Consider the following 11,760-nt stretch of genomic DNA (forward strand, 5'->3'; position numbering starts at 1 on the left):
CATGCGGAACCTTCCTCCCCGCTGATTACCGCCTCCGCCAAAATCAAAAAGTGACGCATTGGTATTATTAATATTTAAAAGTCCGGCCAGCTGCTGATCATTGTTCATAAGCTGAACCATCCCTGTAGCCAGGTACCTGCCATCATTTTTTATGCTGGCATTTACATCCTCCCTGGCGTCATTTCCTCCCCCAATGGCAAAGTTGGCCATCATCCCTTTGTTCTTACTCGGACTTATAGTGATATTCAGGATCTTTTCAGGATCGCCATTGCGAATACCGCTTGCATTTGCCTGGTCACCATAATCATCGACTATCTGGATCTTCTCAATTACTTCTGCGGGAAGATTTTGCGTAGCTGTTTTCAAATCGCCGTCAAAGAAATCCTTCCCGTTAACGCGAACCCGGGTAACACTTTTACCCTGAGTAGTTACGTTCCCGTCCTTATCCACTTCCACTCCCGGCAGTTTCCGGATCACATCCTCCACGACAGAGTTCTCTCTTACCGGGTAGTCGCTTGCGCGATATTCAACCGTATCTTCCTTAATTGTCACAGGAGCAGTCCCTGAAACCACCACCTCATTCAGCATTTTGCTTTGACTCTTTAAGGTAATGGGATTTAACTTAAGAGGAGCAGTGTCATCTTTGAACAGGAACCGCTGGTTAAAATTCCGGTAACCGAGGCTGGTCACACTGATAACGAATTGTGAGGACTGAACATTTCGAAAGGTAAAGTTCCCGTCTATGTCTGTTCTCGTAAACAGGGAGTCCTTTGGGGAGGTAAGCTTAACGGTTGCAGCAATGACGCTGGTACCAGTCGAATCGCGGACAACGCCGCTTACCGTTCTTCCGCTTTGAGCGAAAAGGAAGCCGGGGGCCAGCATGATGAACAGTAAAGGCAATAATTTCCTCACTAATATTGTTAAGTGTGTGTTTGGCATGATTATATGACAGTGATTAGCGCTGCAAGTTTAAAACATATTATCCGGACATTCCACGAAAGATACAGGCTGGTAAAATAACGCGACAAACAGCCCTATTTCAGAGATGGTTGCTATATCTGGTGTCCCATGTAAGAGAGAAGGGCTTCCCGGCAGTTATCACTAACCGGAATTTCGACCTCCGGAAGAAGAACCCGGTTCTTCTTAAACGCAAGCAGCTTATCAAGGGAAATAATATAAGAGCGATGAACCCGTAAGAACTTGCCCTGCGGGAGCTTTTCTTCCATATGCCGCATGCTTAAACGGGTAATAACGGGTTTGGGGTTATGAACGAGATAAATCTTGATATAGTCTTTCAGTCCCTCAATATAGAGGATATCCGGGATATTGATCCGGACAAGTGAATAATCCGCATTCACAAAAAGATATTCCTGCGCAGCAGAAACCGGAGCATCTGACTGATTTCTGAGCAAGAATAACTCATTTGCTTTATTAGCAGACTTGAAAAATCTCTCAAAAGGAACCGGCTTTACAAGATAATCCAGTACATCCAGATTAAATCCTTCAAGCGCATATTTTTCATATGCCGTAACCAGAATGATCATTGGAGCCTTTGCAAGGCTCCCGATAAACTGGAGGCCTGAAAGCCCGGGCATCTGAATATCAAGAAAGATAAGATCTACCTGCTCGCGGCTCAGGAAAGAAGTTGCCTCCATCGCGTTCCTGCAGCTTCCAGCATGCTCCAGGAATGGAACCTGGCGGATATTATCTTCCATGAGCTCGATGGCAAGCTTTTCATCATCAACAACTAAACAACGTATCATTGCAGCTTTATCTTCAGGTTTGACACAAAAGTATTTCCGGTTTGCGATGTTTCCATTTGATAACGTCCCTGATACAAAAGCTCCAGGCGTCTTTGCATGTTATAAAGACCGATACCCGAACTCTTATCCTTCATCTCGTTAAAGGAGGCTATGGTATTCTCCACGGTAAAAGAAAGAGAACCGGTCTCTCTTTCGAGGTTAAGCTTGATTTTTATAACCGGATTATCAGCCATTCCGACTCCATGTTTAAAGGCATTCTCTACAAGTGCAATCAGAAGCATTGGTTCAATTTCGTAACCCGAAAGATCAGCCGGGAACGCCATCTCAAGTTCAAGATCATCACCAAATCTCAATAACTGTAAATCTACAAAGCTTTTCAAATACTTTACTTCCTGATCCAGGGATATTTTTTCGCTGTTGCTCTGATAAAGCATATACCGCATTAAACCTGAAAGCTGAATAAGGGAAGGCTCCATAAGATCCGATTTTTTCCTGGCCAGGGAAACCAGGGAATTCAGCACATTAAACATAAAATGAGGGCTCACCTGAGACCGCAGGAAAGCCAGCTCAGTTTTAAGTGTCTCATTTTCCTTTTCCTTAAGCCGTCTTTCCTGCCGGGCAGAATCCGATATGATCCTGTAGCTGATGCTTATCCCTAATATAAAAATATAGGGAAGCACAGAATAGAAAGATGTCCCCCTTCGTCCTCTCCAATGATTTTTTAGCGGAAATAAAGCATCAGAAAGGACATTGTGGAACTGGGTCAGAACAATGACGGCAAGCACGATCAGCAGGAGATAAATTATCCACCCCTTTTTCCGGTACCATACCGGGAAAAGATAGAAGGCATTCAGGTAAAAAAAGCCGACCAAAAGCATGCTGTTGAAAAGGAACCGGTACTGCATATTGACCGGGATGCGGGGGCCCGTTCCCCAGAACCACCGCAGATTGAGCAACACATAGAGCGACACCCAGAACAGCACGTGTATGGCTGGGGTAAGATACGCCCGGTAGCCTTTTTCACTTTTCCCGTCCATCCTTATCAGTCAGCTAGCTGAGTTCCTCCCATACCACTGCAATGTTAACAATGGTCTCCACCGCTTTCTGCATATCCTGTACAGATACCCACTCCTGCTTGCCGTGAAAAGCATGTTCTCCGGCGAAGATGTTAGGGCAGGGTAAACCCATAAATGAAAGCCTTGATCCATCAGTTCCACCCCTGATACTCTGAAGCTTCGGCTCGAGTCCTGCGCGTCTCACGGCTTCTTCTGCAAAACGGATCAGATCGGGATGCTGATCCAGAATTCTCTTCATGTTGCGGTATTGTTCTTTCACCTCAAGCGAAAAAGATGAGCGGGGATAACCTTCCATTACTTCTTCTGCAATGGCATGAAGTATCCTTTCATGATTCTTAAGCTCGGCATCATCAAAATCCCTCAGAATAAACTCAATAGTTGCTTCCTCAACGGTCCCCTTTATTGCAATAGGATGAATAAATCCCTCTTTTGCATTTGTGCTTTCGGGAGACAGACGATCCTTGGGAAGGACGGAAACAATTTCCGATGCTATTTTAAGGGCACTTTCCATATTCCCTTTTGCAAAGCCGGGATGTGAGCTGACACCTTTAATGCTTAAGACAGCATAATCTGCTGAAAAAGTTTCATTCTCGATAGAACCGCAGGTCTCCCCGTCGACTGTATAGGCGAACCGGGCTCCCAGCTTCTTCAGATCTGCCTTATCGACTCCCCGTCCTATCTCTTCATCCGGCGTGAACAATATCCGGATCTTCCCATGTTTTATCTCCGGATGTTTCATGAGAAAACAGGCAGCGTCCATTATCTCAGCAAGGCCAGCCTTATTATCGGCTCCAAGCAGGGTAGTTCCATCGGCAGTAACAATGTCGTTGCCCTTCTGATACTTTAGATCAGGGTGATCTGCAGGTCTTAAAACCTGTGCAGGGTCAGCAGGTAATATGATATCTCCCCCGTTATAATTCCTGTGAATAACGGGCTTTACACCAGTACCGCTACAGTCGGGAGAGGTGTCCATGTGCGAACAAAAACAGATTACAGGTACCTCCTTTTCTGTTGTAGCGGAAATTGTTGCATATACATAGCCATGCTCATCCAGTTCGGCGTCTGCAATTCCGATTGCATGGAGCTCTTCTACCAGAATTTTTCCGAGATTCTTTTGTTTCTCTGTAGAAGGGGTCGTTTTTGAATAGGGGTCTGATTGAGTATCTATCGTTACATATTTCATAAACCGTTCTAAAACAGTAAATGAATAATCTTTTATAGCGTCCATATAAATCTTTCGTTTAAAATGTAAATGTACAGATGCAAACCGGATGTTAAAACAGCGGAGATAAAATATCATACGTCTCCCTGTACCACTGTCCAGCCAGGATATATCAATTATTTTTTCGTAGATTTCGCACCTTATGATGGAATATCTTAATCAAACGCCGGTAGCAAGCGCTATATTTATTTTTACGCTGGTAACCAGTATATATGCATTTTCAAACCCGGGTATTTACGGAAAATTCATGCTCCATCCTTACAGCGTAAGCAGGGGACAGCGTGTTTATTCGATCTTCACAAGCGGCATGATCCACCAGGACTGGATGCACCTGTTTTTCAACATGTTTTCGTTCTATTTCTTTGCTTTCCCGCTTGAAAGAATGATGGGGCACTGGCAGTTTGGAATCCTGTATGTTGCCAGCCTGGCGCTGAGTGACATGAGCACGATATTAAAATATAAGGACCAGTTCGGGTATAACAGCCTGGGGGCATCGGGAGCGATTTCTGCCGTTGTTTTCAGCTATATTCTTTTCAATCCGATGGCCACCATCGGGGTCTTTTTTATTCCGATGAATGCAGTCGTCTTTGGAATACTATACCTGGTTTACAGTGCCTACGCTTCGCGGCAATCGAGTCATATCAATCACGATGCCCACTTCTTTGGTGCGCTGTCGGGTCTCATCATTACGATCATCTTTGTTCCCGGAATAATTCCTGCGTTTCTCCGCCAGCTTGGCATGTAAAGGCTTTAATCCTCGATAAAGCTCATAGGTTTTTCAGGATCTTTAATAATCTCAAAAAGGGTATAGCCCCAGGGTTTCCAGAAATTTTCGAGTACCTGGCCATAGGTTTTTACCTGCCATGTATCAAAAACAGGCTTACTGGCAATCCTTAATGGCATAGCTTCTATATATACTGCCTCATCCGTTGAAAGAACTGAATATTCAGGTAAACGGTTAAACAGGTATGCAGAATAAAAGAAACGGGCGCAGATCTCCTCGAATTGCTCCGGCTGAAGGGCCTTGCCTTTCACTTTTTCAAGAATGCTGCGATGATAATGCGCACTTTCTCCATTGTCCTGAAGACAGGCAATCAAACCAAAATCGGCCATTCTAAGAGAAAATACCAGCGTGTTTATTTCATCCCTGTAGATAAAGGTGTCATCCGGATTGCGTACAGGGAAGACCCTGATTGTCCATGGCTGCACTCCTTCAAATTCAACCGGCCTGATCAGCGACTGAAGCATCAGGTGAAGATTCCCGAACTTATGCATTAAGCCCTGAGAGAAATTAAACGGCTCTCCTATAGCCGCCTGCTGCCTTAATCCTGCCCTGACTTCATTATGAATAATTCCATATACCTGTTTTGCCGTCCACTGAAATAATTTTACAGGATCCATGGCATTCACTGCTTCATATCCCAGAGCAAAGGCTTCTGATATTTCGGATTCCAGCTGCCCGAGAGCCGACAATGCTTCCGCCGAAACAGGAACTTTGATATCGCTGTATGAAACAACCCGTTCGTCGAGCATTTTAAACGGTTTGCCGGAGAGACCAAACTGACCGATCATCCATTCCGGGAACACGGTTATGTGATCAACAGCTTTCTGACCGGTAAGGAAGCACGTTGAATCGCTAAAATCAAAATGATCAAAAGGACGGAAAAGGGGGAGCGACATGAGAATTACATTTTTTGATTTATGAATTATGCTTACATGGCAAGATATCCGGGTTTCAGCCTTCCGTGGACTTTTGCAGTTCGCGGATGGAAGAGACTATTGCAGCAATCTGCTGGTTTAGCTGTTCTTTAACCTCGGGACTTGCTGATGAAAGCTGGGCCTCTTTCTCCTGCTTCAGGCGTTCGAAGAGGGAAAGGATAAATTTATCAATGCCGTATTGTTTATACTTTATGCCCAAATCTTTAAAGCCGCTTACCCGCTCTTTAACCAGTGCAGTGTTATTTACACGTGAAAGGAGATTTATATATGCCGGTGCCATTTCAACCTTCGACTGAAGCTCAGCATTATTGTAAGCTTTTTCCACAAACGGCAAATCAACGGTACTTCCCTTCAGTGCATATACGGTAACGATAGCTTTGGCAAGTTCGCCTCTGCTATCTGCTTCGAGGCTTTTTGCAAGAGGGTATGCTTCCGCAGGTGTGATCAAAGCCATTCCGAGGAGTGAAGCACCCTGAACGGCATACGAACGGCTTTTCATCCCGGTCTCAAATAACACCTGGTTAGCCGGGTCCCTGAAAGAGGCCAAAGCCCCAAGGGCAGCCGCCTGAACCAGCGTTTTAGGGTCATGAGCTGCCAGGTCTTTTAATACCGGCAGTGCTGCGTCCTTCACCTGATTATTTCCCAGCTCCAGTGCATTGATCACACGAATTCTCAGATCCTGGGATTTATCCTTTAACGCAGCGATCATTACATTTCTGGCTTCCGCATTCTGCAGTTGCTTCTCAGAGCAAGCCTCTATAGCCTCCAGCCGGTCGAGGTACAGCGGCGCATTAAAGTACTGATATATAAATTGCTCCAGAGGCTTGTTATCCTCCTTTTTCGAAAGAAGGATCTTCTCTGCATCTACGTTTACCAGGTCGGGTTTAGAAGGCACCGCAAAATCCAGTGTATCCGTTTTTTCTCTCATCCAAACGTTGTGCCGGATCTTCTTCCCGCCAGCATAAATATCAACGGCAAAGGGAAGGATAAACACATCCCCCTGCTGCGTTTGCTGCAGAATCACTTTTTGGGTTTTAGATACCTCGTCCCACGCGTAATCTATTTTTAAAACAGGGTGTCCGCTCCTGAAGAACCATTGGTTAAAGAACCAGTTGAGATCTTTCCCGCTCACTTCTTCCAGTGCCAACCGAAGCTGATGAGCCTCTCCATTTTTAAAAGCGTTCTGTTTTAAATAAAGGTTAAGTCCTTTAAAGAACGCGTCCTCCCCGATATAATTTCTCAGCATATTCAGGATACGCCCTCCTTTCTGATAGCTTACCAGGTCAAACATGTCTTCTTTATCGCGGTAGTGAAAACGAATCAGCTGCTTGGCTGAATCAGGCTTAGAATTGAGATAAGATTCCATTGCTTTATATCCATGGGCATCCCCGGCATCTTTGCCATACTTATATTCATTCCACAATAACTCACTAAAATCGGCGAAAGATTCATTCACTGGCAGATTGCTCCAGCTCTCGGCCGTTACATAGTCGCCAAACCATTGATGGAACAATTCGTGGGCAATCACATCTTCTCCCTTATGCTCATCCAGAAGTTCACGCGAAGTAGCCTGCACAAATTCGCCGTGTAAGGTAGCCGTTGTGTTTTCCATGGCACCGCTGACATAGTCCCGCACTACTACCTGCGAATATTTGTTCCAGGGAAAATCAACTCCAAGTTTCTTCGAAAAGAAATCTATCATTTCGGGAGTATTTCCAAAAATTTCCTTAGCATAGGGGGCATAGGCCGGCTCCAGGTAATAGTTTATTTCCTTATCTTTCCACTTGTCTTTGTATATTCTGAAATCACCAACTGCCATCATGAACAGATAAGGGGAGTGCGGGAGATCCATCTTCCAGGTATCCGTCCGCGTGTCGTCGGTATTACTCTTTTGTGATACCAGTTTCCCGTTAGATAACGTGACATACTTTCCAGGAACGGTCATACTGATCTCAGAAGTAGTTTTCTGATTGGGTTTATCGATGGTGGGAAACCACACAGAAGAAGCCTCAGTTTCTCCCTGCGTCCAGATCTGAACCGGTTTATCCGGATCTTTTCCATCCGGATTTATAAAGTATAAGCCCTTTGCATCCGATATCGCAGCACTTCCCGTTGCCTTCAGTTCATCGGGCTTCGATACATAATCGACGAATACTGTATATTTTTCATTCCTGCTGTACGTGCGGTTTAGTCTGACCAGGATGTATTTGCCATCATACGTGTATTTAAGGGGCAATAATTTCGTTCCCTCTATTAACGAAACCTTTTTGACATCCATTCCCTTTGCGTCGAGCCGGAGAGAATCTGCAGGATAAAAATGCGGCTTAAGCGTGATCCAGGCTTTCCCATAGAGATATTTCTTCCCGTAATCAAATCTCACATCCAATTTCGTATGCACCAGGTCGTTGATCTTTTCAGGAGTCTCCCTGTAAATTCTGAATTCCGGAGCGAGCACTTTATTCTCCTGAGCAGATGACGGATGGCAGAACCCGATCACTGCAGAAAACAACAATACTCCGGCAGTCTTTAACACGCTTATTTTCATTGATAACATTGTTTTTTTATGGACACAGGCAATCACCCTGTCATTTCCGGTAGTTTTCGGACCTTAATGCATCCGGCGACCAGGCTTTCAGGAACTCAAGAACTTTTTTGGCACTATGCCCTTCTCCTTCTTCCAAATAAGCGCTGTTCTGGGTATGCAGACGTTTTCCCTTCCCGTCAAGAATCACGAATACCGGAAAACCAAAGCGCTGGGGATAGCCTAAAGACGCAAGAACTTCCTCATTCTTGTTTTCTTTACTGTAATTTACATGGACGGTTACGAAACCCGTGTCTATTGCTTTTTTCAGCGTATCATTTTCCGTGACAAGCTTATTAAACCGCAGGCACCATACACACCAGTTGCCCCCGATCTGAAGAAAAACATGTTTTCCTTCTTTGCCAGCTTTTGTTACCGCAGCGGCAATATCAGCCCCGGCATTAGCTGACGGATCGTACAGAGACTTTGTCTGGGCCTTTACCGGGTTCCAAACCCAGCATAGTAAAACGATTGACCAAAGCGCAGAAATCTTAAAAACCATTCTGATTGACACACTTATCTGATTAACACAGCAAAGATAAAAAGCAATCTGTCATTTCCTGCTTAATTCCCCTCAACCGCTGGCTCTTAACAAATTTTAACATTTCTATGCTTAAACCTACTGCCACCAAATCTATCTATTACTTAAACACACACACTTAGATATAAACAATAGCAATATGAAAAAGATCATTTTAGCAGCGCTTCTACTAACAGGAATCACAGCTGGTTCTTATGCGCAGGAAAGACCCGAAAGAACAAAAAAGACACCGGAAGAAAAGGCTCAGATCATGACAGATCACATGGCAAAGAAACTGGCCTTGTCTGAGCAGCAAAAGACAGAGATTTACAAGATCAATCTCGACCGGGCAAAAGACATGGAGAAGACAAGAGCCCAGGCAAGTGAAGACCGGAAAAAAGCTTTCAGTGAGCAGAAAAAGAAGTTCGATGCTTCGGATGAAAAGATCAACAAAATACTCAACAGCGATCAGAAGAAGGCATATGCAGAGCTGAAATCGCAACGCCAGGAAAAAATGAAATCGCACAAGGGCGGGTTCCACAAGAAGTTAAAGGAAAGAAAAGGGGATGCTTAAACCGGCATCTAATGATTAAACAATGGAACGGCGGGGCTTAACCCGCCGTTTTTATTTTACCAGGTGCGTATTTGCCATTAAACTGTCATACCACTTATCTCCCGGTACACTTCTGTAATCCATCCTTGTTTCTCTAACAATCCTGCGTATATTTGCGTTCCAAACAATCATTCAAGCAAACAATGAGAGAAATACAGTTCAGAGAAGCGCTTCGTGAAGCAATGAACGAAGAGATGCGTAAAGATGAAAAGATATTCTTAATGGGCGAAGAGGTAGCAGAATACAATGGCGCATATAAAGTGAGCCAGGGAATGCTCGATGAATTTGGCCCTAAGCGCGTAATTGATACCCCTATTGCTGAACTGGGATTTGCTGGTATCGGAACCGGCGCTGCTATGAACGGCCTTCGTCCGATCATAGAATTCATGACCTTTAACTTTTCACTGGTAGCCATCGATCAGATCATCAATGGAGCTGCAAAAGTTCTTTCTATGAGCGGCGGCCAGATATCTGTGCCTATCGTATTTCGCGGGCCAACCGGAAATGCAGGTCAGCTGGGAGCTCAGCATTCACAGAATTTTGAGAACTGGTATGCTAACTGCCCGGGATTAAAGGTTGTTGTACCTTCTAATCCTTATGATGCCAAAGGTCTTTTAAAGCAATCTATCGTGGATCCTGATCCGGTAATTTTCATGGAATCAGAGCTTATGTACGGAGATAAAGGTGAGGTTCCGGAAGAAGAATATTATATTGAGATCGGAAAGGCACATGTAGAAAAGGAAGGTACGGATGTTACGATCGTATCTTTCGGAAAAATGCTTTCGAGAGTGGTTCATCCGGCAGTTGAAGAGCTGGCTAAGGAAGGAATTAATGCCGAAGTGATTAATCTTCGCACAGTTCGCCCTATTGATTACGATACCATCATTAACTCTGTAAAGAAAACCAACCGTTTGGTTATTGTGGAAGAAGCATGGCCTCTTGCTTCAATCTCAACTGATATAGCATTCAAAGTACAGAAAGATGCATTCGATTACCTGGACGCGCCTGTAGTGAGAGTCATTTCAGCAGATGTGCCACTTCCATATGCTCCTACGCTAATCAAAGAAGCATTACCAAATGCAGAAAGAGTAGTAAAAGCTGTAAAGGATGTCCTGTACGTGAAAAAGTAAGGACCACACTATATAAAATAGAAAAGGCCATTCGAGAGAATGGCTTTTTTTTATTTTTATCAGAAAAGAAGACTATATTATAAATCCAGGTTTATCTGCCGCTTGATACTCTCTTCAAGAGAGATAAAGGTTTCTGTTCTGGAGATCCCCTCCACGGTCTGAATGTTCTCATTTAACACTTCACGAAGATGGTTAGTATCCCTGCAAATGATCTTCGCAAACATACTCCATGCCCCTGTGGTGTAATGCAGCTCAACAATCTCCTTGATCTTCACCAACTTGGCAACCGCATCCTTATAAGTGGATCCTTTTTCCAGGTATATTCCAAGGTATGCACAGACGTCATACCCGATTTTTTGGGGATCAACAACCAGGTTTGATCCTTTGATAATTCCAAGATCCTGCATTTTCTTCATTCGGACGTGAATGGTCCCACCCGAAACAATCAGTTTCTTTGCTATTTCGGTATAGGGAATGGTCGCGTCTTCCATCAGTATCGACAGAATTTGCATGTCCAGATTATCAATTTCTGAATTAACGCTCTTCTTTTCCATTGATTTTTTGAAAGATATTAATATACTTACGAAGTAAATAAAAAGTTAACAAAAATTAAAATAATTCGTTAAAATATTTGCAACAAATATACGAACACATTTATATTTGTATTAAACAACGGTGAAAAAATCGTTAACACACTGTAGGGTGGTGAAACTGGCAGACACACCTCCTTGTCTCGGTGGCGGAGAAAACGGAAAATCCGGTAACGGACTAACCGCTCCTTGAAGGTTCGACTCCTTCCCCTACAGCCCTTTCGTTTAATTTAGGTTTATAATTGGTTAGTTTGAGCTCTCGCCCATCGGGAGCTTATTTTTTTGTAATATTTCCTGAAATTCGAGCCAAACGGGGCTCGGAGGAACCGGCTCAGTCCAGAGAATCAAAAAACAAAAATTGTCAAATCGTCAACGCATTTTAACATTATTTAACTAAATAATATTTTTTAACTTTTTTTGTTAAAAAATTTGCAAAATAAAAAACAGGCTGTTATATTTGTATCATAGTTCTTTAAAACAACAACACAATACTGTAGGATGGTGAAACAGGCAGACACACCTCCTTGTCTCGGTGGCGGAGATTTT

Annotated in this window: 11 protein-coding genes and 1 tRNA gene; 4 read left to right on the plus strand and 8 right to left on the minus strand. The window is 43.8% G+C overall.

The genetic code is table 11. The features are described 5' to 3' along the window. From DDR33_RS26045 to pepT, 4 genes are all read right to left on the minus strand, one after another. The coding region (locus DDR33_RS26045; RefSeq protein ID WP_238387927.1) for a carboxypeptidase-like regulatory domain-containing protein at nt 1-939 on the minus strand (939 nt) is incomplete at its 3' end. 113 nt (nt 940-1,052) lie between these two features. Next, entirely contained in the window at nt 1,053-1,763 is a 711-nt protein-coding gene (locus DDR33_RS23430) for a LytR/AlgR family response regulator transcription factor (RefSeq protein ID WP_109418240.1), read from the minus strand. Then, entirely contained in the window at nt 1,760-2,800 is a 1,041-nt protein-coding gene (locus DDR33_RS23435) for a sensor histidine kinase (RefSeq protein ID WP_109418241.1), read from the minus strand. Before DDR33_RS23435 ends, DDR33_RS23430 begins: the two co-directional genes overlap by 4 nt. Nucleotides 2,801-2,813: 13 nt before the next feature. Continuing rightward, nucleotides 2,814-4,067, minus strand: a complete 1,254-nt coding sequence (gene pepT, locus DDR33_RS23440; RefSeq protein ID WP_109418249.1) for a peptidase T — start codon at nt 4,065-4,067, stop codon at nt 2,814-2,816. Nucleotides 4,068-4,206: 139 nt separating this feature from the next. Here pepT and DDR33_RS23445 point away from each other — a divergent pair, with 139 nt between their 5' ends. Then, the gene (locus tag DDR33_RS23445) at nt 4,207-4,806 is read left to right on the plus strand and encodes a rhomboid family intramembrane serine protease (RefSeq protein WP_109418242.1); all 600 of its coding nucleotides are present in this window, start codon (nt 4,207-4,209) and stop codon (nt 4,804-4,806) included. 5 nt (nt 4,807-4,811) lie between these two features. On the opposite strand, the gene DDR33_RS23450 is transcribed toward DDR33_RS23445, so the two are convergent. From DDR33_RS23450 to DDR33_RS23460, 3 genes are read right to left on the minus strand one after another with little or no spacing between them, the layout of a single operon-like run. Continuing rightward, complete coding sequence (locus DDR33_RS23450) at nt 4,812-5,741, minus strand: hypothetical protein (protein WP_202913829.1); 930 nt, start codon at nt 5,739-5,741, stop codon at nt 4,812-4,814. Between the two features lie 55 nt (nt 5,742-5,796). Further along, a complete protein-coding gene (locus DDR33_RS23455) occupies nt 5,797-8,325 on the minus strand; it encodes a M1 family aminopeptidase (RefSeq protein ID WP_238387928.1) in 2,529 nt (842 codons plus the stop codon). Nucleotides 8,326-8,365: 40 nt separating this feature from the next. Further along, entirely contained in the window at nt 8,366-8,863 is a 498-nt protein-coding gene (locus tag DDR33_RS23460; RefSeq protein WP_109418244.1) for a thioredoxin family protein, read from the minus strand. A 178-nt stretch (nt 8,864-9,041) separates the two neighbouring features. Here DDR33_RS23460 and DDR33_RS23465 point away from each other — a divergent pair, with 178 nt between their 5' ends. Together DDR33_RS23465 and DDR33_RS23470 are read left to right on the plus strand one after the other, a co-directional pair. Then, on the plus strand, nt 9,042-9,455 hold the full coding sequence (locus DDR33_RS23465; protein ID WP_109418245.1) for a DUF4890 domain-containing protein: 414 nt from the start codon (nt 9,042-9,044) through the stop codon (nt 9,453-9,455). Nucleotides 9,456-9,637: 182 nt separating this feature from the next. Continuing rightward, nucleotides 9,638-10,624 (plus strand): pyruvate dehydrogenase complex E1 component subunit beta, encoded by a 987-nt coding sequence (locus DDR33_RS23470; protein WP_109418246.1) that lies wholly within the window; start codon nt 9,638-9,640, stop codon nt 10,622-10,624. A gap of 77 nt (nt 10,625-10,701) precedes the next feature. Here the strand turns inward: DDR33_RS23470 and DDR33_RS23475 are convergent, their stop codons facing one another. After that, nucleotides 10,702-11,178, minus strand: a complete 477-nt coding sequence (locus DDR33_RS23475) for an Lrp/AsnC ligand binding domain-containing protein (protein WP_109418247.1) — start codon at nt 11,176-11,178, stop codon at nt 10,702-10,704. A 142-nt stretch (nt 11,179-11,320) separates the two neighbouring features. Between DDR33_RS23475 and DDR33_RS26050 the strand changes: the two genes are divergently transcribed. After that, a tRNA-Asp gene (locus DDR33_RS26050) sits at nt 11,321-11,430 on the plus strand. Nucleotides 11,431-11,760 lie beyond the last annotated feature (330 nt).

This window comes from Pararcticibacter amylolyticus (genome assembly GCF_003130405.1).
Classification (GTDB): Bacteria; Bacteroidota; Bacteroidia; order Sphingobacteriales; family Sphingobacteriaceae; genus Arcticibacter; species Arcticibacter amylolyticus.